The organism is Paenibacillus sp. J22P277 (genome assembly GCF_059383675.1).
Window position 1 is genome coordinate 303,663 of sequence record NZ_JBXENS010000005.1, and the last position, 22,161, is coordinate 325,823.

The 22,161-nt window shown below is 58.4% G+C and carries 20 protein-coding genes; 15 read left to right on the forward strand and 5 right to left on the reverse strand.

Annotated features, from left to right (window positions below; translation table 11 throughout):
• Nucleotides 1–72: 72 nt before the first annotated feature.
• The 4 genes from AC50YL_RS18500 to AC50YL_RS18515 all read left to right on the forward strand — a co-directional run bounded on the left by AC50YL_RS18500 (nt 73) and on the right by AC50YL_RS18515 (nt 4,822).
• A complete protein-coding gene (locus AC50YL_RS18500) occupies nt 73–1,809 on the forward strand; it encodes an ABC transporter substrate-binding protein (protein ID WP_494833751.1) in 1,737 nt (578 codons plus the stop codon).
• A gap of 106 nt (nt 1,810–1,915) precedes the next feature.
• Nucleotides 1,916–2,890 carry an ABC transporter permease gene (locus tag AC50YL_RS18505; RefSeq protein WP_494833752.1) on the forward strand — a complete coding sequence of 325 codons (975 nt, stop codon included), beginning with the start codon at nt 1,916–1,918 and terminating at the stop codon, nt 2,888–2,890.
• A 13-nt stretch (nt 2,891–2,903) separates the two neighbouring features.
• Nucleotides 2,904–3,806, forward strand: coding sequence for a carbohydrate ABC transporter permease (locus AC50YL_RS18510; RefSeq protein WP_494833753.1), 903 nt, complete (start codon nt 2,904–2,906; stop codon nt 3,804–3,806).
• A gap of 101 nt (nt 3,807–3,907) precedes the next feature.
• A complete protein-coding gene (locus tag AC50YL_RS18515) occupies nt 3,908–4,822 on the forward strand; it encodes a phytanoyl-CoA dioxygenase family protein (protein WP_494833754.1) in 915 nt (304 codons plus the stop codon).
• A gap of 19 nt (nt 4,823–4,841) precedes the next feature.
• Here the strand turns inward: AC50YL_RS18515 and AC50YL_RS18520 are convergent, their stop codons facing one another.
• Together AC50YL_RS18520 and AC50YL_RS18525 are read right to left on the reverse strand one after the other, a co-directional pair.
• Nucleotides 4,842–5,132, reverse strand: coding sequence for a hypothetical protein (locus AC50YL_RS18520; RefSeq protein WP_494833755.1), 291 nt, complete (start codon nt 5,130–5,132; stop codon nt 4,842–4,844).
• A 226-nt stretch (nt 5,133–5,358) separates the two neighbouring features.
• Nucleotides 5,359–5,499 (reverse strand): paeninodin family lasso peptide, encoded by a 141-nt coding sequence (locus tag AC50YL_RS18525; RefSeq protein WP_494833756.1) that lies wholly within the window; start codon nt 5,497–5,499, stop codon nt 5,359–5,361.
• A gap of 259 nt (nt 5,500–5,758) precedes the next feature.
• Here AC50YL_RS18525 and pcp point away from each other — a divergent pair, with 259 nt between their 5' ends.
• Entirely contained in the window at nt 5,759–6,406 is a 648-nt protein-coding gene (gene pcp / locus AC50YL_RS18530; protein WP_494833758.1) for a pyroglutamyl-peptidase I, read from the forward strand.
• 106 nt (nt 6,407–6,512) lie between these two features.
• Here the strand turns inward: pcp and AC50YL_RS18535 are convergent, their stop codons facing one another.
• On the reverse strand, nt 6,513–7,709 hold the full coding sequence (locus AC50YL_RS18535; protein WP_494833759.1) for an MFS transporter: 1,197 nt from the start codon (nt 7,707–7,709) through the stop codon (nt 6,513–6,515).
• A 156-nt stretch (nt 7,710–7,865) separates the two neighbouring features.
• Here AC50YL_RS18535 and AC50YL_RS18540 point away from each other — a divergent pair, with 156 nt between their 5' ends.
• Nucleotides 7,866–8,438, forward strand: a complete 573-nt coding sequence (locus AC50YL_RS18540) for a TetR/AcrR family transcriptional regulator (protein ID WP_494833760.1) — start codon at nt 7,866–7,868, stop codon at nt 8,436–8,438.
• Nucleotides 8,439–8,595: 157 nt separating this feature from the next.
• Here AC50YL_RS18540 and AC50YL_RS18545 read toward each other — a convergent pair whose 3' ends face one another.
• A complete protein-coding gene (locus tag AC50YL_RS18545; protein ID WP_494833762.1) occupies nt 8,596–9,192 on the reverse strand; it encodes a TetR/AcrR family transcriptional regulator in 597 nt (198 codons plus the stop codon).
• Between the two features lie 215 nt (nt 9,193–9,407).
• Here AC50YL_RS18545 and AC50YL_RS18550 point away from each other — a divergent pair, with 215 nt between their 5' ends.
• Nucleotides 9,408–10,127, forward strand: coding sequence for a DsbA family oxidoreductase (locus AC50YL_RS18550; RefSeq protein ID WP_494833763.1), 720 nt, complete (start codon nt 9,408–9,410; stop codon nt 10,125–10,127).
• An 86-nt stretch (nt 10,128–10,213) separates the two neighbouring features.
• Entirely contained in the window at nt 10,214–11,335 is a 1,122-nt protein-coding gene (locus tag AC50YL_RS18555; RefSeq protein WP_494833765.1) for an NADH-dependent flavin oxidoreductase, read from the forward strand.
• Nucleotides 11,336–12,385: 1,050 nt separating this feature from the next.
• Here the strand turns inward: AC50YL_RS18555 and AC50YL_RS18560 are convergent.
• Nucleotides 12,386–13,111, reverse strand: coding sequence for a GntR family transcriptional regulator (locus tag AC50YL_RS18560; protein WP_494833767.1), 726 nt, complete (start codon nt 13,109–13,111; stop codon nt 12,386–12,388).
• A 300-nt stretch (nt 13,112–13,411) separates the two neighbouring features.
• On the opposite strand from AC50YL_RS18560, the gene AC50YL_RS18565 reads away from it, so the two are divergent.
• The 7 genes from AC50YL_RS18565 (at nt 13,412) to AC50YL_RS18595 (ending at nt 22,096) form a co-directional block, all read left to right on the forward strand.
• On the forward strand, nt 13,412–14,728 hold the full coding sequence (locus tag AC50YL_RS18565; RefSeq protein ID WP_494833768.1) for a 6-phospho-beta-glucosidase: 1,317 nt from the start codon (nt 13,412–13,414) through the stop codon (nt 14,726–14,728).
• A 437-nt stretch (nt 14,729–15,165) separates the two neighbouring features.
• Nucleotides 15,166–16,041, forward strand: a complete 876-nt coding sequence (locus AC50YL_RS18570; protein WP_494833769.1) for a carbohydrate ABC transporter permease — start codon at nt 15,166–15,168, stop codon at nt 16,039–16,041.
• Between the two features lie 2 nt (nt 16,042–16,043).
• On the forward strand, nt 16,044–16,907 hold the full coding sequence (locus AC50YL_RS18575; RefSeq protein WP_494833770.1) for a carbohydrate ABC transporter permease: 864 nt from the start codon (nt 16,044–16,046) through the stop codon (nt 16,905–16,907).
• Nucleotides 16,908–17,001: 94 nt separating this feature from the next.
• On the forward strand, nt 17,002–18,420 hold the full coding sequence (locus AC50YL_RS18580; RefSeq protein ID WP_494833772.1) for an ABC transporter substrate-binding protein: 1,419 nt from the start codon (nt 17,002–17,004) through the stop codon (nt 18,418–18,420).
• A 121-nt stretch (nt 18,421–18,541) separates the two neighbouring features.
• The gene (locus tag AC50YL_RS18585) at nt 18,542–19,342 is read left to right on the forward strand and encodes a sugar phosphate isomerase/epimerase family protein (RefSeq protein WP_494833774.1); all 801 of its coding nucleotides are present in this window, start codon (nt 18,542–18,544) and stop codon (nt 19,340–19,342) included.
• Nucleotides 19,343–19,354: 12 nt separating this feature from the next.
• Entirely contained in the window at nt 19,355–20,485 is a 1,131-nt protein-coding gene (locus AC50YL_RS18590; protein WP_494833775.1) for a Gfo/Idh/MocA family protein, read from the forward strand.
• Nucleotides 20,486–20,488: 3 nt separating this feature from the next.
• Nucleotides 20,489–22,096 (forward strand): gamma-glutamyltransferase family protein, encoded by a 1,608-nt coding sequence (locus tag AC50YL_RS18595; protein ID WP_494833776.1) that lies wholly within the window; start codon nt 20,489–20,491, stop codon nt 22,094–22,096.
• Nucleotides 22,097–22,161 lie beyond the last annotated feature (65 nt).

Genomic DNA, 22,161 nt, shown 5'->3' on the forward strand with positions numbered 1-22,161 from the left:
TATTTTGCAAGCGCATACAATCGCGCATAATAAAGGAGCAAAGCAAACCGATCACCGGAAGGGGAGCATGATATGGGGGGTTCACCAAGCAAGAAGCTGTGGGGTTCGGTGTCGCTCGTCCTGGCGTTAAGCCTGGCAATCGTCGGCTGCAGCAATAACGGTAACGGCGGCGGCAACGCCGCCAACAACGGAGCCGCGGCGGATCCGGCGACCGCGAATAAGCCTGCGAACGCCGCCAACGACGAAGGCGCCGAACAAACCTCGGACGACTTGAAGCCGGTTACGATCTCCGCCTTCATCGGAACGCCGAATCAGGCGCCGACGGCGGACAACCGGATTTACAAGAAAATCAAGGACGAACTCGGCGTTACGCTCGACATGGAGTTTCTCGTCGGCGACCTGCAGCAGAAGCTCGGCGTCATGATCGCCGGCGGCGACTATCCGGATCTTATCACGGCGGATCCGAAGCTGGTATCGTCCGGCGCGGTCATTCCGCTCGAGGATTTGATCGAGCAATACGCGCCTAACCTGAAGAAGAACTACGCGGCGTACTGGAACCGGATGAAGGATTCCAGCGACGGCCACATTTATTGGCTGCCGAATTACGGCGCCTATACCGGCGAATATCATGCGACCGGCTATAGCGGACCGGCGTTCTGGATTCAGAAGGACATCCTGAAGGAAGCCGGCTATCCGACGCCGAAGACGCTCGACGATTTCACGAAGCTGATTCGCGACTACGCGGCGAAGCATCCGACGATCGACGGTCAGCCGACGATCGGCTTCACGACGCTCGCCTACGACTGGCGGACGTTCCCGCTGCTGAACGCGCCGGAGCATCTGACCGGCCATCCGAACGACGGCGGCGTCGTCGTGGACGACGGGGTCGCGTCGGTATTCGCGGACAAGGACAGCGCGAAGCAGTATTACCAGACGCTGAACGGCCTATATAACGACGGCTTGATGGACAAAGAAGCCTTCGTGCAGAACTACGACCAGTACCTGGCGAAGATTTCCACCGGCCGCGTGCTCGGCATGTTCGACCAGCACTGGAACTTCCAGCAGGGCGAAGACACGCTCGTCTCCCAGGGCAAGATCGGCCAAACCTACGTCGGCTTCCCGCTCGTCTACGATACGAGCATCAAGGACTATTACCTTGACCGGCCGGTCATTAACTTGAACAACGGATTCGGCATCAGCAAGGACGCCAAGGATCCGGTGCGCATCATCAAGTTCCTCGACGCGCTCATGGACGAGAAATACCAGAAGCTGCTGTCGTGGGGCGAAGAGGGCGTCGATTACATCGTCGGTTCCGACGGCAAATATGCCCGCACGCCGGAGCAGCGCAAGCAGCAGGAGGACCCGACCTGGAAGCTGGCCAACCGGGCCGACGCTTTCTACGGCGCGGCTCCGAAGATGGAAGGCAGCTACAGCGACGGCAATGCGACGTCGGCGGGCACGCAGCCGCAGGAGTTCTTCGATTCGCTCAAGCCGCAGGATAAGGAGCTGCTGACGGCGTACGGGCACAAGACGTGGACGGACTTCTTCACGCCTGCGCCGGAGAACCCGGTGTATTATCCGGCTTGGCAGGTCGATTTGATCGACGGCTCCGATGCGTCGGTCGCAAACAAGCAAATGAGCGACGCCTCGCTGAAATTTTTGCCGAAAGCGATCATGTCCAAAGCGGACCAATTCGACTCGGTATGGAACGATTACGTCAACGCCTACAAGAAAATCAACGTGAAAGCCTACGAGGACCGCATCAACGAGCAGCTTCAATGGCGCATCCAGAACTGGGCGGCGCAATAAACGGGCCTGAAGCGAAGAACGGCGGAAAGCATCGGCGAACCGCCGCATGCTTTCCGCCGCCTGCGTTAAGGGCCGGCGCGATACGAGGATAGGAGGAGAGAGTACGATGGCGAGCATCGAGAAAGCGAAACCCCCGAAAACGGCCGCCGCAGCGACCGCAATCGTTCCGCAAGCATCCGTATTCAAGCGGATGCGCGGGCAGAAGCAGCTGATGCTCATGTCGCTGCCCATACTGGCTTACGTCATGCTGTTTTCCTATTATCCCATCTGGGGATGGACGATGGCGTTCCAGAACTACAAGCCGGCTCGCGATTTCGCCGAGCAGGAATGGGTCGGGCTCAAGCAGTTCCGGTTTCTGTTCAGCGACGATGCGTTCCTGCTCGTGCTGCGCAATACGATCGCCATGAGCTTCATCAACATGGTGCTCGGGTTCGTGACGGCCATCGTGTTCGCGATCCTGCTCAACGAAATCAAGCACAAGCTGTACAAACGCACCATCCAGACGATCTCCTATCTGCCGCACTTCTTGTCTTGGATCATCGTGACGGGCATCGTCGCGAACTCGCTGTCCGTGGACGGCGGCATCGTCAACGTGCTGCTCATGAAGCTTGGCTTCATTCACGAGCCGATCATGTGGCTCAGCGAGCCGCATTATTTCTGGGGCATCGTCGGCGCTTCCCATGTCTGGAAGGAAGTGGGCTGGAACGCGATCATCTATCTGGCGGCCATTACGTCGATCGATCCGTCGCTGTACGAGGCGGCGGAGATCGACGGGGCGAACCGGTACCAGAAGATGCTGTACGTGACGCTTCCGGGCATCAAATCGATCGTCATTATTCTGCTCATCATGAACATCGGCTGGATCCTGGAGGCGGGCTTCGAGGTGCAATACCTGCTCGGCAACGGCGTCGTCGTCGACTGGTCGCAGACGATCGATATCTTCGTGCTGAAGTACGGCCTGCAGATCGGCAACTACTCGCTCGCGACCGCCGCGGGCATATTCAAGACGGTCGTCAGCATCACCCTTATCTTCGCCGCCAACACGATCGCCAAACGCTTCGGCGAAGACAGACTGCTATGAGGAGGACAATGCGATGAGAACAAGAACGCTGCGGCTGGAGCCGGTTGTCTTCCATGCGTTCAATGCCGTTGCCATGCTGGCGCTGGCCGTCATCACGCTGTACCCGTTTCTGAATACGCTGGCCGTCTCGTTCAATGCCGGCAACGACACGATTCGCGGCGGCATCTACCTGTGGCCGCGGGTCTGGACGGAGCAGAACTACAGGGCGATCTTCGCGGGCGGCACGATCTTTCACGCCTTCTGGATATCGGTGGCGCGGACGGTGCTGTCGACCGTGCTCAGCTTGCTGCTGACGTCCATGCTGGCGTATACGATAAGCCGCAAAGAGTATGTATTCCGCAAACCGATTACGATCATCATCGTACTCACGATGTATTTCAACGCCGGGCTCATCCCGTTTTATTTTCTGATCAAGGACCTGCATCTGTTGAACCACTTCCTGGTGTACGTCGTCCCGGGATTGATCAGCGCCTTCAACATGATCGTCATTCGCACGTACATGCAGACGCTCCCGGAGGGGTTGATCGAATCGGCCAAGGTGGACGGGGCGGGCGACTTCCGGACCTATGTCTCGATCATCCTGCCGCTGTGCCAGCCCGTGCTCGCCACCGTGGCGCTGTTCGTCGCGGTCGGGCAGTGGAACTCGTGGTTCGATACGTTTCTGTTCGCCTCGTCCAAGCAGAACCTGAGCACGCTGCAGTACGAGCTGATGAAGCTGCTGTCCTCGTCGATGAACTCGAACAGCAGCGCGGCCGTCGCGAACGGCGCGGACCCCGGGGCCGCGCGCAACCTCGTGACCCCGATGTCGATCCGGGCGTCCGTCACGATCGCGGCGTCGCTGCCGATCCTCGTCGTCTACCCGTTTCTGCAGAAGTACTTCGTGCACGGCTTGCAGCTTGGCAGCGTCAAAGAGTAGCCGGAGCGGCATCTACCAAACGGCTTTCGGCGCGAGCGGCAAACGGCATTCGGCTTTCGGTGCGTACGGCACTTCATTCATTTTAAGGAGATGACCTTAACATGGCTTTGCGGGAATTGACTTCCGAACAGATTGAACAGTTCACGGAGAAGGGGTATGTGCGTATTCGGGGCGCGTTTCCCAGGGAGCTGGCGCTTGAGGCGCAGTCCTTCTTATGGAACAAGCTGGAGGAGAAGGAGGGCATCCTGCGCGGCGATCCTTCGACCTGGCGGGAACCGATGGTCAATTTGCGGGAAAATTACCGCCATGAGTCGTTCGACGGGTGCAATACCGAACGCTTCGCCGATGCCGTCGAGGATTTGACCGGCGAGCGTCGCACCGTCCATCGGTTTGTCGCCGGCGAGACCGATCCCGGGCTGATGCCGGGGTGGGGCTGGTGGCCCGTTAATTTCGCGATGGGGAGCGACGCGCCCTGGACCGTGCCGACGAGCGGCTGGCATTGGGACGGCATTCATTTCCGCCATTACGTCGATGCCCCCGATCAGGGGCTGCTGTGCTTATGCCTCTTCTCGGACGTCGGTCCCCGCGGCGGCGGGACGCTTGTCGTCGAGGGCTCGCACCGCCCGGTGGCGCGTTTCCTCGCCCGCTATCCGGCGGGCGTCGAACTGGGGGACGGCATACGGGAATTTTTCGCCGGACACCGGTACTTCTCCGAGCTGGCGGGACGAACCGGCGGGCCGCTGGACGCGGAAGAGCGGATCGCCGCCTTCATGGATCGCTCCTATGCGGACGAGGACGGAACGAAGCTGCGGGTAGTCGAAGCGACCGGGGAGGCCGGCGACGTGATCTTGTGCCACCCGTTCCTGGTTCATGCCGCCTCGCCGAATCACAGCGGCAAGGTCAGATTCATGTGCAACCGGACGTCGCCTTTGAAGGAGAAGCCGAGGCTGGATCGTAGTTCGCGGGACGGGGAGACCCCGCTCGAGCGAAGCATTCGGACCTCCTTGTACGCCTAGGCAAGCGGGTCGCGTAGGTTTACCTCTGCATGGGCAGGTTTCTCGTCAATTGGTTGACTTGTTCCGACAAACGATCGATTTGTTTTTGCATGGTGGCCATTTTTTCCTCTTGATTCAAGCTCTCCTGTTGATCGAGGATGTCGGCTTCTTTCATTTCTTCCAAGGCAAGCGCATTGGCCAACGTTCCCAGAAAATCGCCGAACGTCTGTACCACGCCGGCGAATACGGCGAGCCGGGCAGCTGTGTATTCCGATTTGGCCAAGCTCTGATCGGCATCCTTATCGCCAGGATTCAGATTGCTTTTATTCACACGCGTAAGCCTCCTTCGTTCCGGCATAATTAAAACCAGCCGTTATAAAATATTCGAAGCGGCGGGTTCGGGTGCCTGGAATCGTAAGCCATGATTTCCGGGCAAAACAAGTCAGGGACCGTTCGCGCGGACGCTGCCGGGAGAGAAGCATCGTTCCCTATAGACGCAAAAAAAGCCGCGATATGCGCGGCTTTTTTTGCGTTGCTTTGTTGAGTTAGCGGGTCGACTAGCTCGGATTGTAGATATCCATGTCGTCCGTGGTGACGAAATCGATGTTCGTCGTGCCTTTGCCGTACATCGTTTGGTTCACGTTCAGAACCTCCAACGCCGGTGCTGCCCAATCTTTCTTTGCTGTTTCGTTTGCCATTGCGATAACCTCTCCTCTATAAATGTTTACCCCAACAAACAGTGGGAAATGGGGCTCTTCCCGCTTCCCCGGAGGAAGTCTAGTGATAGCATTCGAAGCCCGCGCCGAAATTGGGGAGGTCGCTTGGAAGATTGCGCCAAAATTTGTGGGGAATCGTGGAGATCCGAAGAATAATGCCGTCGGATTGCCGAACATGGATGTATTTCGTATGATGGGTTCATAGCTGGCGTTCTATTAAATAGAGAGGCGGAGGGAAAATATGAGCAAAGTGCTGTTAACCGGCTTCGATCCGTTCGGCGGGGAAGCCGTCAATCCCGCGTGGGAAGCGGTCAGCCGAATTCAGCATCGGGCATTCGACGAATTCGAGGCGGAGGTCCGGCAAATTCCGACGGCGTTCAAATCCTCGTTGTCCGTGCTTCGGCAGGCCATTCTGGAGGCGAAGCCGGATGTCGTCATCTGCGTCGGACAAGCGGGCGGCCGAAGCGATATCGCGATCGAACGCGTGGCCATCAATCTGGACGATGCCCGCATCCCGGACAACGCTGGGAATCAACCGATCGACGAACCGATCGTCGCGGACGGCCCGGCCGCGTATTGGTCGACCCTGCCGGTGAAGGCGATCGCCGCACGGCTGCGCGAGGCCGGAATACCGGCCTCCGTCTCGCATACGGCGGGTACGTTCGTCTGCAATCATGTTTTCTATGGACTGCAGCATATGCTTGCGACCGAGTTTCCGGCGGTCAAGGGCGGATTCATTCATATTCCGTTCCTGCCGGCGCAGACCGTGCAGCGGCCGAATACGCCGAGCATGAGCCTTGACATGATGGTGAGAGCCATCGAAATCGCCGCAAGCGCAAGCGTGCAATATGATCGCGATATCAGCGCCGCCGAAGGTCAATTGCATTAGCTTCGTTGAAGCGGAGCGGCAGTCGCAAACGCAGACGAAGAGAGCAGACCACGGTCTGCTCTCTTCGTTGTTTGCTGCGATCGCGCGCATCCATCGTCCGGCGCCGTTAACGCTTGGACCGGAGTTCCGTCAGAAAATACAGCAGCGCCAGGAGGGGGAAGAGCACGCCGATCCATGCGGAGAGAGCCCAGCCGCCATGCGCGTAGGTCAACCCGCCCAGGAATGATCCGGCAGCCCCGCCCATGAAGAAGATGGCCATGAACAGCCCGTTCAGCCGTCCTCTGGTTTCGTTGCCCAAGGCGTAAATCGCCCGTTGACTGACGACAAGGTTCCCGGACACGGCCATGTCGAGCGTGATGGCCGTTACGAACAGCAGCACCAACGAGAAGGTCGAATGGCCGTGAATGAGCGCGATGACCAGAAACGACAAGGTCGCGAGCAGGATAGCGCCCATCGTCAGCGGCTTGCTCCAGTCGCGGTCCGCCAATCTGCCGGCGATCGGCGCGGCAATCGCGCCGGCCACGCCGACGAAGGCGAACAACGCGATGCTTTGCTGGGACATGCCGTATTCTTCCGCCAAGCGCAGCGGCACCGTCGTCCAGAAGAGGCTGAATGCACCGAAGAGGCAGGCTTGGTAAAATGCGCGGCGTCTCAGGATTGGCGTTTGTTTGAACAAGGCCAGCAGGGAAGCCACGAGACCGCCGTAGGACAAGCTTTTATTCGGACGGCGCACCGGAAGGGCGCGCGCGAGCACGAGCGCCAGCGATGCCATCACAATGGCTGAAACCACGAAAATCGTTTTCCAGCCCCAGAGGCCGGCAAGCAAGCTCGCGACCGGCCTGGCCAGCATGATGCCAAGCAGCAGACCGCTCATGACGTTGCCCACCACCCGGCCGCGCTGCTCCTCGGTCGACAGGAAAGCGGCCAGCGGCACCAGAATTTGAGCGACAACGGAGCCCGATCCAACGAGCAGCGAAGCCGTCAGAAACATGGCGGATCCCGCGGAGAATGCGGCGCCCGCCAAGGCGAGGACGACGACGATGAGGGCGGTCACGACCAGGCGGCGGTTTTCCAGCATGTCGCTCAGCGGCACGATAAACAGCAAGCCGAGGACATATCCGACCTGCGTGAGGGTGACGATAAGCCCAGCGGCTCCCGATGGAAGCCCCAGGCCGGCGCTGATCGGACCGACGAGCGTTTGGGAATAATACAGGTTGGCAACGATAAGACCGCAAGCGGCGGCCAAGAGCAGCATCATGCCGGTCGAAATGCTTTTCTTCTCTTTGGCAGCGGGCGTAGTCATGAATAATTCCCTCCTTAATTACTGAACGTTGCGTTCAATAAATCCGATGGAGCTATCATATACTGAACGTAGCGTTTTGTAAATGGGGGAATCCCTTTTTAATATCCATAAAAGCCGATATACTTATTCATATTGCGTTGAAAGGGGAGAAACCCGATGCCAGCAAGAGGACGCCCGCGCAACCCGGCCGCTCAAAAATCCATTCTGGCGGCTGCCTACGCGCTGCTGCTCGAAAGCGGCTTCGACGACGTCACGGTCGAGAAGATCGCCGAACGCGCCGGCGTGGGCAAAGCGACGATTTATAAATGGTGGCCCAATAAGGCTGCCGTCGTCATGGACGGTTTTTTTTCGGCTGCCGCGGATCGGCTCCCCGTGCCGGACACGGGAACCGTTTACGAGGACGTGCTGATTCATGCGACGAACTTAACCGGCTTCATGGTCGGTCCCGAAGGCAAGATCATCGCGGAATTGATCGGACAGGGCCAATTGGACCCGGCCTTGATGAAGGCTTTCCGGATGCACTATATCCTGCCGAGAAGGTCGGAAGCCATGCTGCTGTTGAAACGGGGTTCGCAGCGCGGAGAGTTGAAGGAGGGCTTGAACCCGGCATTGGGCGTCGATCTGCTCTACGGTCCGTTGTTTTATCGCTTGCTCGTCACGGGCGAATCGTTGGATGACGAAGGCGTGAAGGGCATCATCGGGCTTGTCTTCAGCGGTTTGCGCGCGTAAGCTTGAATTCTTAATGGCTGGTTGCCTTCTTGGACAGGCGAGAACCAGGCACGGTCGTAGCCGTTAATCGTTAATTGCCAAAAGAAGCTGCCGATCCTTGGGTCGGCAGCTTCTTTGCGCGCGTCGAGACGGGTATGCCCGCCGGCTAGGCGGACGCTTAGAGTTGCGGCCGTGCAGGCATCGAGCTTGACCGGATGGCGGCATAGTGGAGTTCGAGCATGTCCCAGAGCTTCCCCGCCATGATCTCCGGCGAGAGCGGCATGCGGTGTTTAATCCACCATTCCACGACGCCGACGAACGCGGATGCCATGAATTGAACCGTGACCTCGTCCCGCGCCTCCCGGTTGGACGCCCCGTTCAAGAGCCGTTCGATCAAGCCGTTTTCGACCATATGGATCAGCCGTTCCCGAAAACAGGTAATTCCTTTATCGGTGAGCATGGACGAAAAAAATCCGTCATGCTCTTCGAAGTACCGGAACATCGGCAGCAGGGACCTAGCGATATCGGTCTCTTCCTCGCCGGGTCCCGGTAACGTGCAGAACGTCACCATTGCGTCCAAATGAGCTTGGATGCATTGATCGAGCAGGTCGTATTTGTCCGCAAAATGAAGATAAATCGTCCCTCTGTTGAGGTCGGCCTTCTCCGAGATGTCGTTGATCGTGATATGCTCGAAGCTTTTCTCTGTCATCAACGCGATCAGCGCTTGATGGATGGCTTGCCGGGTCTTATTGATTCTGCGATCCGATTTAGGCATGGCGCCTGGGTCACCGTCCTTTGATAAACACATTGCGATGCGGTGTTGATTAGTTAACGGATCCCGGATGATTAACGATTGAGATTCGGCCGAGACTCTCTATAATATAAATCAATACATGTTAATTAATCAACCGATGTTGATTTAGCTGTCGACAGCATCTAGACATGTAGATCGGCCCAGTTGTACAAAACGGAGAAAAGAGGCGAAAACGCATGAAGATCGAGGTTTGGTCGGATGTCATGTGCCCGCTGTGCTATATCGGAAAAACAAACCTGGAAACCGCCCTGGAACGGTTCGCGCACAAGGATCAAGTCGAGCTCGTCTATCGGCCGTTTCAGCTGTTCCCGGACGCGAAGAGCGATACAGGTCAAAATTATTATGAATGGACGGCCCAAGTCCATGGCGGGGGAATGACCGCCGAATACGTGAGAGAAGCAAACAAATCGGTGGTTAAACTGGCCGAGGACGCGGGCCTTGCCTATAATCTCGACAACTTGATTCCGTCCAATACGACAGATGCGCTTCGCGTGGCCGTATTCGCCCAAGAACGGGGCAAAGCCGGAGCATGGATGACCCGGGTGTCCAAAGCGTACTTCACCGATGCCTTGGATATCGGAGATCACGCCGTGCTTGCCGAGCTTGCGGGCGAGGTCGGCCTTCAAGCGGACGAGGTGCTGGCTATGCTGTCCGGCGATCAATACAAGGACACGGTCAAGCAAGAGCGGCAATACGGCTCGAGGCTGGGGATTACCGGCACGCCGTTCTATATCTTCAATGACCGGTATGCCGTATCCGGAGCTAGGCCAAGCAGCGCATTCTTGGACATGCTCGAACAAGTATGGCGGGAGGAACATCCGCTGCAAATGTTGGACGCCGCTCCGAACGACGAATCGGACGGCGGTTTATGCGGAGACGGCGTTTGCCGCATTTGACGGGAACGACGAATTCACGTCTAATCGTAACCCCGGCAATCGTTCGCAACGAAATTATCCATTTGATCATAAGGAGATAACCAACGATGAATACTAACCATAAATCAATCTTCGAACCGTTCACGCTCCCATCGGGCGTACAGCTCAAAAATCGCGTGTTCATGGCCCCGATGACAAATTCGTCCTCGCATCCGGACGGGAGCGTGTCGGAACAAGAAATTGCCTATTACCGGGCGCGCGCAGGCGGAGTCGGCGCCGTCGTTACGGGAAGCAGCCACGTATTGCCGGATGGCAAAGCGTTCGAGAACGAGATCGGCGCGGATCACGACGCGTTGATTCCCGGACTTCAGCGGCTGTCGGGGGCGATTCGGCAGCAAGGAGCGAAGGCGATCTTGCAGCTGTTCCATGCGGGGCGGATGGCGCCGCCCGCGCTCATCGAGGGCAAGCAGCCGATCAGCGCGAGCGGCGTTGCCGCGGAACGCCCGGATTCCGTAGTGCCAAGGGAGATGACGGAAGACGAAATCGCGGCAATGATCCAAGCGTTCGGCGACGCGACGCGCAGGGCGATCGAGGCGGGTTTCGACGGCGTCGAGATTCACGGCGCGAATACGTTCCTGCTTCAACAATTTTTCTCCCCTCATTCCAACCGCCGCGCAGATCGATGGGGAGGCACGCTCGAGGCCAGAATGGCATTTCCGCTTGCCGTCGTCGAACGCGTGAAAGCAACGGTTGCCGAGCATGCGAAGGCGCCGTTCATCGTCGGGTACCGGGTATCGCCCGAGGAACGCGAGGAGCCGGGGATTACCATGGCGGACACGCTCCGGCTGGTCGACGCGTTGGCCGAACGGAAGCTGGATTACATTCATGTCTCCGTCAGGGGCTTCTGGGAAGGATCCATGCGGGACGAAGCGGATACGAGGTCGCGCGTGCTGCTCATTCAAGAGCAGGCCGGCAATCGCGTGCCCGTGATCGGCGTCGGCGGATTCTCTTCGCCGGAGGACGTAACCAAGGCGCTTGACGCCGGGGTAGCCTTTGTTTCATTGGCGCATGCCATCATTATGGAACCGAAGTGGGTCGAGAAGGTACGGGACGGACAAGCGCACGAGATCCGGACCACGTTGCCGCGAACGGCTCAACGGGAGCTGGTCCTGCCTGATCCGTTGTGGAACATGCTGCTGGGCGTACCCGGCTGGTTCCCGGTCGTATAAGCGTCTTCCGTTACGCGACGCTGACCAAATTGAACGCGCGTGCGTTCGACGGTTGAGATGACTGTCAAGAATAGCCGGCAGCGGATTCCGCTGCCGGCTTTGTTGCGAATAGGAGGATAGGAGGCTGGTGCTATCGCCAATGGTTGTCCGCTCCGATATCAGGCAAGGAACAGTGCTGTCGTTGAAAAGCTTTCCGACAAGCGGAAATCCCGGTTCCGGTTCGGCGATTCGCGCAGCGCGATTAGGCTAGTGTCGCGGTCCGCCGGGCGGGCATACGATATCTCAAATGTAGTTCCTACAAGGAGGAAACGAGATCATGGCGTTCGCGTTCATTCATCCATCGGCTGATTTTTGGCATCGCGCCTTTCCCGGAGGCGGATTCCCCGGGGGAGGCTTCCCTGGAGGCGGATTTCCCGGCGGGGGGTTCCCCGGAGGAGGCTTCCCTGGAGGCGGATTTCCCGGAGGCGGGTTCCCGGGGGGAGGCTTCCCTGGAGGCGGATTTCCCGGAGGAGGCTTCCCGGGAGGAGGCTTTCCTGGAGGTGGCTTCCCTGGCGGTGGCTTCCCTGGAGGTGGCTTTCCAGGTGGAGGGTTCCCGGGAGGCGGCTTCCCCGGAGGCGGATTTCCCGGAGGCGGCTTCCCCGGTGGAGGTTTCCCTGGAGGGGGATTTCCCGGAGGGATCTTCCCCGGAATCAGAGCAGGTTCACCTACGCTCCGCGAACGCGAGATTTTCGCATCCGTCGGTTAAACGCATCGCGCACGGAGTCATAGAACCCAGAGTCCCTCGAACAGCGATGAAATTCTGCTGTCGGCATCAGCCGGCGGCTTTTTGCCGTTCGGTCGCGTGCGCAAACCTGCGGAAGACGGATAGGAGAAATTCGTCGGTCGGTCTCAGGCTTGATCGACGGCTCGAAAGCGGGAATGCTGCCGCCAAGCGCCTTTACGATCGCGGAAGCCTTCGAGCGAAGTGACGAGTCAGGACGATATAGCGAGAGATCCTTGCGCACGGAGCGCCGGGGTTTCTCTTTTTTGTGCCAAGATCGCCGCGAGAATTCAGCCGTGATCGTAACGGCGTTCGATGACGAACTGGGACATATCCGTGCGGAAAATGCTTTCGCTGTATTCGATCGGCGTGTTGTCCTGCAGGTAGGATACGGTTCGGATGTGAATGGAAGGGGAGCCTGGGTCGATATTGAGCAGCTTCGCGATCTCTTCGTCCGCGATAACAGGCTTCAGCGTGTCCACCGACCGGTCGATCTGGTGACCGTATTGGTCCTTCAACAGCTTGAATAACGACCCGATTTCTTTCTCGTTCGACAAGCCCGGAGCCATGGACCATGGCAGATAAATCGTCTCGTGGGCAACCGGCTGATCGTCGGCCAGGCGGAGCCGGACCAGCTTCGTGACGGGCGAGAGCTCGGGGATTTCCAGCAGCGATTGGAACGGCGGCTTGGCCGGTACGACGGAAGTCTCCAGTAGTCGGGACTCCGAACGGCGGCCCAGCGTCTCCATCAGCTCGGAGAAATTGACGATCGGGGCGAGCATGTGGTGAACGATTTCCGATTTGGGTGCGGAAATGAACGTCCCCCGGCCTTGGATTTTATCGATGCGGCCTTCCAATTCCAATTGCTGGAGCGCCTGGCGGATCGTCGTACGGCTTACGTTGTACAATTTGCACAGCTCATCCTCCGTCGGCAGCTGATCTCCGGGCTGATAGTGACCGGACTTGATTGCGTCCAGCAGATGCTGTTTTACGGTGGCGTATTTGCTTGTCGACATGTCGTAACTCCTCAGTGGTCATTAATCGCGATCGAGTCATATCATCGAATAGACGTACGGACGAATTCATAATAACATGTCCATGCGATCTTCGGAAGCCAAGAATGCTTGGAAAACCAATGAAAACCAGAAATATAGCGTAATAATGGCATGTTATAGGTCTAAGGGCGTTAGAGAGGATGTCGGCTGTCTAGGATACAGGTATAAAATAGAAAAAATGGATTGACGAATTGTTATAATGAATTTATAGTAAATGATACATGTAATGACAATTTGCATAGACGATGGAGGCTTCGGTCGATGAGAAGAGATCGGTTGAAAGTGGCGGTTATGGGCGGAGGATCTTCGTACACCCCGGAATTGATCGAGGGCTTTATCAAGCAGCATCCCGAATTTCCCGTCCGGGATATCTATCTGGTCGATATCGAGGAAGGCAGGAGCAAGCTGGAGACGATAGGCGAGCTCGCCAAGCGGATGATCGGGAAAGCCGGCGTTCCGATTCGCGTTCATACGACGTTTAACCGCCGCGAAGCGATCGAGGGCGCGGATTTCGTCACGACTCAGATGCGCATCGGCATGCTGGACGCCCGTTCGCGGGACGAGAAGATCCCCTTGAAATACGGGTTGATCGGCCAGGAAACGACGGGGGCCGGCGGGTTCGCCAAGGCGCTGCGGACGATCCCGGTCATCCTGGATATCGCCAAGGAGATGGAAGAGCTGGCTCCGGACGCCTTCATGATCAACTTTACGAACCCGGCGGGAATCGTGACGGAAGCCGTGTTGAAGTACGCGAACATCCGCACGATGGGACTGTGCAACCTCCCGATCGGCATCAAGATGCAAATCGCGAAGTTATGCGGCGTCGACGTGTCCGAAGTCACTATTGAAATGGCGGGCATCAATCATTTGACCTGGACGACCCGCATCGTCGTAAGCGGCATCGATATTACCGCGGACGTGCTGAACAAGGCGGCCGGCGCAAGCGGATTGACCATGAAAAACATTCCCGATTTCGGTTGGGACGCGGAATTTTTGCGATCGTTGGGCGCGCTGCCTTGCAGCTATCATCGTTACTTTTATATGAAGGATCTCGTATTCGAAGAGATGAACAAGACGTATCGGGAGAAAGGGACGACTCGCGCCGACGACGTGAGAAACGTGGAGACCGAGCTGTTCGAGCTGTACAAGGACCCGAACCTGGCCGTCAAGCCGCCTCAGCTGCAGCAGCGCGGCGGGGCCTACTATTCCGAAGCGGCCATTAACCTCATGACGTCCATTTATAACGACAAGAAGGACATCCAGACGGTCAACGTCCGGAATAACGGGATTCTGCCCTTTTTGCCGGACGAGGTATCGGTGGAGGTGAACTGCGTCATCGACGCCCAAGGAGCGCATCCGATTCAGATCTGCACGCCTATCGCGCCCCAGATCAGAGGACTGATGCAGGTCGTGAAAGCGTATGAAGAGCTGACCGTCAAAGCGGCGGCGGAAGGCGATTATTCGGCGGGCTTGCAAGCCTTGACGCTGCATCCGCTGATCGGCAGCGCGAAGCTGGCCAAACAACTTCTGGATGAAATAATTGACGCCAACAAGCGCTACCTCCCGCAATTTCGTTAAGCGGGACGTCGACCGGCTTCGCGGGGATGAGCCATTACCGACCGCAAGCGGAAGCTGTCGGTAGTTTGTTGCCTGCCGCCGATTCGACTGCGCGGAGAAAAAGGGCAGGAATAAAGTAACAACTATTTATGAAATCGTTTACATAATAATGAATTTTGATATTTACACCAAAGATTATAACCTTTATAATGAAACACACGATGTTAGAAAGTCGAACATGAACGTATCATGAGAGGAGGGTGCTGCCAGAATCAACAGGATGACCGCTGCGCCTGCCGCGATTGGATGAACCGGCCGGCGGTGCCCCGTACGGCAAAGAACGAGGAACGGACGATAGGATTCGCTGAAGCCGCAGAGTTTTGGAGCAAGCTACCATTGACGATGCAAAGGGGATGAGACCCGATATGGCGAGTGTGCGCTTTAGGAAGAAGACGGAATTGCGCGAAACGAAATATTTTTACTTTTTCATTTCTCCTTGGATCCTCGGACTGATACTGTTTACGGGCGGCCCGATTCTGTTATCCGGCTACTACAGCTTTACGCGCTACGACATCGCCCACGACCCCGTATTCATCGGCTTCGCCAACTACATAAACCTGTTTCAGAACGACCTCTTCTGGAAATCTTCGGGCGTCACCTTATATTACACGCTGGTCGGCGTGCCGGTCGGCCTCGCGGCCTCGCTCGTTCTGGCCATGCTGCTCAACGTCCGCGTGCCGGGGCAGCGCATCTTCAGCACCATCTTCTATCTGCCCTCGGTGGTATCGGGCGTCGTGCTTTCCTTGCTGTGGGTCTGGCTGCTGGATCCCGACTTCGGCGTCGTGAACGTGCTGTATTACAAGATCACCGGCTTGACCGGCCCTCAGTGGCTGTCGAACGAGCACTGGGTCATTCCTTCCCTGATCATGATGTCCTTGTGGACGCTGGGCAATAACGTGGTCATCTACCTGGCCGGCTTGAAGAGCGTTCCGTCCAACCTGTACGAAGCGGCCCAGATCGACGGCGCCTCGCGTTTCCGGCAAATGATCAACATTACGATCCCGATGATCTCGCCCGTCACGCTGTTTCTGCTGATCACCGGCATCATCGGCTCGTTCCAAGTGTTCGTCCAGGCGGACGTCATGACCAAAGGCGGCCCTAACTACGCGTCTTACTTCTATGTGTACTACCTCTATCAGCAGGCATTCAGGTCGTTTAACCTCGGCTATGCTTCCGCGATGGCGTGGGTGTTGTTCATCTTCGTGGGCGTTCTGACCTGGCTCATGATGAAAGTATCCAGACGGTGGGTTCATTACGAAGGAGGCGGGGATTAACGATGTCGACGCGCAAGCTTTCCAGGAGCAGCTCCATATCCGCGGGAGAACGGACGGTCAAGATTCTTGCTTTCAGCATGCTTGTCATTTTGTCGGCGCTGATGATCCTGCCGCTCTATATCATGGTGTCCACCGCGCTCAAAACCCAGCAGGACGTCTTTTTGTTCCCCCCTAAGTGGGTCCCCAGCCCGGCCGTCTGGCATAATTTCATCGACGCGATGCAAGCCAGGTCGTTCGGCCGGTATTTCTACAATACGACCTTGTATTCCGTAGTCGGCACGTTCGGCGAAGTGTTTTCTTCGGCATTCGTCGCCTACGGCTTCTCCCGATATCGCGGCATCGGCCGCAACGCGATGTTTCTGATCCTGCTCGCGACCATGATGATCCCCTACCCCGTGACGATGATCCCGCAGTTCGTGCTGTTCAAGAATTTGGGCTGGATCGACACTTATCTCCCGCTGAACGTGCCTTCCTTTCTCGGATCGGCCTACATCATTTTCCTCATGAGACAGTTCTTCAACACCGTGCCGGTCGATTTGTTCGAGGCGTCCAGGCTCGACGGCTGCAGCGAGCTCCGCACCTTCTGGAATATCGCGGTGCCCCTGTGCAGTCCCGCGTTGGCCAGCGCCGCCATCTTCGGATTCATGTACAGATGGAACGATTACCTCGGCCCGTTGATCTACTTGAACACCGACTCCAAATTCACCGTATCGATCGCGTTGTCTTCGTTTACCAGCATGTTCAATATCGTGCCGTGGCATCTGCTGATGGCCGCCGGGATCGTGGCGATCCTGCCGCCGACGATTATCTTCTTCCTGGCGCAGAAATATTTCGTGCAAGGCATCGTCGTGTCCGGATTGAAGTAGCCGGCTGCTTCGAAAGGAGGTGTTGCCGGCCTTGGGCTAATGCTGCATCGCAAGCAATTCGGGTTCGCTATCATAGGTTAGGGGAGGGCTATACATGGCCAAGAAGTGGATAGGCATCGCGATCGTGTTGTGCATCGGGACGGTACTGGCGCTGAGCGGCTGCAGTTCGAACGCGGGCAACGGCGGCAACGGCAATACGGGCAATACGGGGGGCAACGACGGCGCAGCGAACGAACCGGCCGGCGGCAATAGCGCGGAAGACGGCAAGAAAGTCACGATCACCCTGCTCAACGCGCAGGACAACGGGATTCGCGACAAGTTTCTGCCGGACGTCGTGAAGAAGAAATTCGAAGCGGCCAATCCCAATATCAAGCTTGAAATCATCAGCGTGCCGTACGATCAGTTCGACTCCAAGATGAACACGATGGTCGCGGGGGGCACGCCGCCGGATGTGTGGAGCCATTGGGGGCAGAGCGGGTTCGTCGACTACAATGTCCGCGATATGGTGCTGGATCTTACGCCTTACATGGCGACCTTCGAGAATCCGAACATCTCGCAGTCCACGCTCGACATCTATAAGATCGACGGCAAACAAAAGGGCATCCCGCTCAATATTTACTCCAGCATGATCTTCTACAATAAAGAGCTGTTCGACAAGGCCGGCGTAACGGTGCCGAACTATAAGCCGGGAGATCCCGAATGGACATGGGACAAATTCGTCGAGCTCGCGAAATCGGTCAGCAAGGATTACGGCAAGCCGAGCGCCGTCTACGGCTTCACGTACGGCATGGGCGAGCATCTGCTGACGTACAGCTGGGATTGGGGCCTCGATGTCTTCGATCCGGCGTATGCCACCGGTTTCCTGGACAAGGCGGATCTGACGGATCCCAAGCTCGTGGACGCGACGGCGTTTTTCCAGAACCTGATCTTCAAAGACAAGATCATGCCGACCAAAGCCGTCGAGGAATCGATCGGCAAAATCGGCGACCCGCTCCTGACGGGCAAAGTCGCGATGTCGCTCGTCGGCAGCTGGGTCATGGGCGGATTCAAGGATACGAACCTGAAATTCGGAGTGCTGCCGCTGCCGACCGGGCCGGCCGGAACCTCCACGCCGTTCATCTATGCCGATCCGCTCATGATCTCGTCCAAATCCAAAAACCCGGATGCCGCCTGGAAGCTGGTGCAATTCATGACCAGTCCGGAGATGCAGCTGGAGATGACCAAGACGACCGGTTATCCGCCTTCGGACAGCGTCGCTTACGAGGAATGGTTCAAGCAGTACGGCGATTTGACGGATATCGCGTACCTGGAAGAGGTCAATACGGCCGCGATCGAGAAAGGCAAGGAATCGCCCAACCATCTCATCGCCGGCTATGGCGACATTACCTCCTTCATGCTGAACGAACAGCAGGCGATCTTCAACAAAGAGCAGGATCCCGCCGCGGTGCTGAAAGACATGAATCCCAAATTCCAAAAGCTGCTCGACGAGATCAAGCAGAAATCCGGCAAGTAACGCGGTCCGCCATCATAAATTCGGTTAGGGTACCGCATGCGGCAGCCGGGCGGACCGGGCTTTCCGGTCTTCCCGGCGCGCATTCGCGATCATGAAGCATGGAAGAGGAGCGTGAGCGTTGATGAAACTGTCCATCGGAGGATATTCGTTCCACAACTCCAGGCAGGCGGGCATCATGGATATTTTCGGGTATCTCGAGTCGGCGAAGTTCCGTTACCGGCTGGATGCCGTCGACCTGTGGAACGGCTTTTTCGCGAGCGGGAACGAGGACGGCCTCGTAATCCTGCCGGATGAGGATGATATTCGCAAGATCCGGAAAGCCGTCGACGACAGAGGACTGACCGTCGCGAACATCGCGCTCGACGGCGTGCATCTCGTCGATCCGGACCCGGCACGGCGCGAACGGCTGTACCGGAACGCGCTGCTTCATTTGCGCGCCTCCGAGATTCTTGGGGCCAAGACCGTTCGGATCGACATCTGCACGAGCCAAACGGAGGAGATCGACGAGCGCGATTTCGACTATATCGTCAAGCGCTACCGGGAATATTGCGACCGGGGCGCGGAATTCGGCTATGCGGTCGGTCCCGAGAACCACATGGGAGCGGCGCTGAATCCGCATCTGCTCAAGCGGATCGCCGAAGCGGTGGATCGCCCCAACTTCGGCATTTTGCTGCATTTGAAGCGGTGGAAGCCCGAGCATGCCGGAGGCGACGAGATCGTGGCGCCATGGACGGTGCACGCGCACGTCGACGCGAAGACCGTGATCGGCGGGGAAGCCGGCGTCTCGATCCGGGCTTTGGAGCAGGCGGGCTACCGCGGTTATTGGGCAGTCGAATACAATGCCGAGGCGAATCAGTACGAGGAAATCGAATGGATGCTGGCGGCCGTGAGAAGGCTGTTCTATCACGGGGCCGAGTCCTGAGGGGGAGCGAGTATGGAGACGGTCAAAATCGGGATCATCGGCGTCGGCCTGATCGGCAAGCATCATATCGAGCAGTACGCGTCCATCGAAGGCGTCGAGATCGCGGCGGTATGCGATATCAACGAGCAGGAGGCCCGCCGGGTGGCGGAGCAGTACGGCATTCCGGGCGTATACGCCGACTACAGGGAGATGCTGCGCCGCGACGATTTGGCCGCCGTGGACGTGTGCTTGCACAATAACCTGCATGCGGAGGCGACGATCGCCGCGCTGCAGGCGGGAAAGCATGTCTATTGCGAGAAGCCGATCGCCGGTACTTACCGCGACGGCGAAGCCATGGCGAGCATGGCGAAGGCATGCGGCAAAATGCTGCATGTCCAGCTCGGCACGCTGTACCGCGACGAGACCAAGGCAGCCAAAACGCTGATCGACTCGGGAAGGCTCGGCCGTCTCTATCATGCCCGGTCTACCGGCTTCCGGCGGCGCGGCCGGCCGTTCGTCGACGGGTACGGCACGCGCTTCTTTACCCGGAAGGACACGGCGAGCGGCGGGGCACTTCTCGATATGGGCGTGTATCATATCGCGCAAATGCTTTATCTGCTGGGTATGCCGGAGGTGAAACGCATATCCGGAAGCATCTACCAGGAGATGGACATGGACCTCAAACGCAGGGGGGAAAGCGCTTTCGACGTAGAGGAGTCGGCCATGGGCTTCGTCCGGTTCGAAGGCGGCGTCTCCCTGGATATCATCGAAGCGTGGTCGCTGCATATGGGAGGCCTCGAAGGCAGCAGCATCGTCGGATCGCAGGGCGGGATCCGGCTGCCGGCTTATTCGGACGTCCATTCCAAGTCGGGCTTCGGTTTTCACTCGACGATCGACGACATGGATTTCGACAGCACGCTCGACTTGGCCGCCATGAGCGAGCGTCGGCGCCGGCTGAATCCCGATGAGGACGCTTACGAGTCCTCCGCCAAGCACTGGATAGCCGCGCTGCAGGGCAGAGTCGGGCTGCTGCCTACCGCCGAGATCGCGCTCAAGACCATGCTCATCAGCGAAGGGATGTATTTGTCCGCACGGCTTGAACGGGAAGTAACCGCCGAGGAAGTGGCGGAGCAATCGCCGACCGCGGTCCGGAAGGAGAACTGAACCATGCGATTCGAACCGTTATATAACCCGTATCCGTCGCAGCGCATGACGACTTACGGGCGCAAAGGCATGGTCGCCACGTCCCAGCCGCTAGCCGCCCAGGCGGGGCTCGACATGCTCAAGAGGGGCGGGAACGCCATTGACGCCGCGATCGCGACTGCAGCTTGCCTGACCGTCGTCGAACCGAATTCGAACAGCATCGGAGGCGATACGTTCGCCATCGTCTGGACCGAAGGGAAGCTGCACGGGTTGAATGCGAGCGGGCCGTCGCCCGCGGCGATCTCGCTCGAGCAAATCAAAGCGCAGGGACTGGAGCGGATGCCGGCCTACGGCATGGTTCCGGTGACGGTGCCCGGCACGCCCGCTGCCTGGGCCGCGTTATCCGCCCGGTTCGGGCGGCTTCCCCTGACGGACGTGCTGCAGCCGGCAATCGAATATGCGGAGCAGGGCTTTCCGGTATCTCCGACGATCGCGAGATATTGGGCCGACGGCTTCCGGAACATCGGCGAGCTGCAGGACGACTTGTTCGGTCCGTGGTTCGACACGTTCGCGCCCGAAGGCAGAGCGCCCGCCGCGGGGGAAATATGGCGCTCCGCGGCGCATGCCCGAACGCTTCGGTCGATCGCGGAGACGAAGGCGGAGTCCTTTTACCGAGGCGAACTGGCGGATCGGATCGGCCGGCACTTCCGGGAGCGGGGCGGTTATCTCCGGAAGGCGGATCTGGCGGCGTACGAGCCCGAATGGGTCGAACCGATCCATGTCGACTACAAGGGCTACGAGGTGTGGGAAATTCCGCCGAACGGCCAAGGGCTCGTGGCGCTGCTTGCGCTGAACATATTGAAGGGCTTCGATTTCGCCGCGAAGGATACGGTCGAGACGTACCACAAGCAGATCGAAGCGGTGAAGCTGGCCTTCGCCGACGGGCTCAAGTACATCACGGACCCGCGTTCGATGCGCGTTTCCGTAGATGCGCTGCTATCGGAGGCTTACGCCGACGAGCGAAGAGCCTTGATCGGGGAGCGGGCGCTCGTTCCCGAGCCGGGGGAACCGCCGAAGGGCGGGACGGTATACTTGGCCGCGGCGGACGGCGAAGGCAACATGGTGTCGTTCATCCAAAGCCATGCGGGCGATTTCGGAGCCGGCGTCGTCATTCCCGGCACCGGGATCTGCATGCAGAATCGCGGCTCGGGCTTCTCCTTGGACCCGGAGCATCCGAATGTCCTGGCGCCGGGCAAGAAAACGTTCCATACGATCATTCCCGGCTTTCTGACCAAGAACGGCGTTCCCGTCGGTCCCTTCGGCGTCATGTGCGGGTCGATTCAGCCGCAAGCGCATGTGCAGATTCTGCTCAATACGATCGAATTCGGCTTGAACCCGCAGGCGGCCTTGGACGCGCCGAGATGGCGGTGGCTTCGGGAGAAGATCATCGAGGTGGAGCCCCAATTCCCGGATTATTTGGCCCAGGCGCTGGCTAGAAGAGGTCATACCGTGCAGCGGGCGGTCGATTCGGGGATGTTCGGCAGGGGACAGATCATCTGGCGGGATCCTGTCAGCGGCGTGCTGGCGGGGGGGACGGAACCGCGGGCGGACGGCGAAGTCGCTGCCTGGTAGGATCATCGGCAGAGCGAGCCTTCCGGCCGCGATCTCGGATCATTGACCGAAGGAGCAGGCGCTGC

Coding starts and splice junctions, on each gene's coding strand:
- AC50YL_RS18500 (WP_494833751.1), top strand. CDS start 73: ATGGGGGGTTCACCAAGCAAGAAGCTGTGGGGTTCGGTGTCGCTCGTC.
- AC50YL_RS18505 (WP_494833752.1), top strand. CDS start 1,916: ATGGCGAGCATCGAGAAAGCGAAACCCCCGAAAACGGCCGCCGCAGCG.
- AC50YL_RS18510 (WP_494833753.1), top strand. CDS start 2,904: ATGAGAACAAGAACGCTGCGGCTGGAGCCGGTTGTCTTCCATGCGTTC.
- AC50YL_RS18515 (WP_494833754.1), top strand. CDS start 3,908: ATGGCTTTGCGGGAATTGACTTCCGAACAGATTGAACAGTTCACGGAG.
- AC50YL_RS18525 (WP_494833756.1), bottom strand. CDS start 5,499: ATGGCAAACGAAACAGCAAAGAAAGATTGGGCAGCACCGGCGTTGGAG.
- pcp (WP_494833758.1), top strand. CDS start 5,759: ATGAGCAAAGTGCTGTTAACCGGCTTCGATCCGTTCGGCGGGGAAGCC.
- AC50YL_RS18535 (WP_494833759.1), bottom strand. CDS start 7,709: ATGACTACGCCCGCTGCCAAAGAGAAGAAAAGCATTTCGACCGGCATG.
- AC50YL_RS18540 (WP_494833760.1), top strand. CDS start 7,866: ATGCCAGCAAGAGGACGCCCGCGCAACCCGGCCGCTCAAAAATCCATT.
- AC50YL_RS18545 (WP_494833762.1), bottom strand. CDS start 9,192: ATGCCTAAATCGGATCGCAGAATCAATAAGACCCGGCAAGCCATCCAT.
- AC50YL_RS18550 (WP_494833763.1), top strand. CDS start 9,408: ATGAAGATCGAGGTTTGGTCGGATGTCATGTGCCCGCTGTGCTATATC.
- AC50YL_RS18555 (WP_494833765.1), top strand. CDS start 10,214: ATGAATACTAACCATAAATCAATCTTCGAACCGTTCACGCTCCCATCG.
- AC50YL_RS18560 (WP_494833767.1), bottom strand. CDS start 13,111: ATGTCGACAAGCAAATACGCCACCGTAAAACAGCATCTGCTGGACGCA.
- AC50YL_RS18565 (WP_494833768.1), top strand. CDS start 13,412: ATGAGAAGAGATCGGTTGAAAGTGGCGGTTATGGGCGGAGGATCTTCG.
- AC50YL_RS18575 (WP_494833770.1), top strand. CDS start 16,044: ATGTCGACGCGCAAGCTTTCCAGGAGCAGCTCCATATCCGCGGGAGAA.
- AC50YL_RS18580 (WP_494833772.1), top strand. CDS start 17,002: ATGGCCAAGAAGTGGATAGGCATCGCGATCGTGTTGTGCATCGGGACG.
- AC50YL_RS18585 (WP_494833774.1), top strand. CDS start 18,542: ATGAAACTGTCCATCGGAGGATATTCGTTCCACAACTCCAGGCAGGCG.
- AC50YL_RS18590 (WP_494833775.1), top strand. CDS start 19,355: ATGGAGACGGTCAAAATCGGGATCATCGGCGTCGGCCTGATCGGCAAG.
- AC50YL_RS18595 (WP_494833776.1), top strand. CDS start 20,489: ATGCGATTCGAACCGTTATATAACCCGTATCCGTCGCAGCGCATGACG.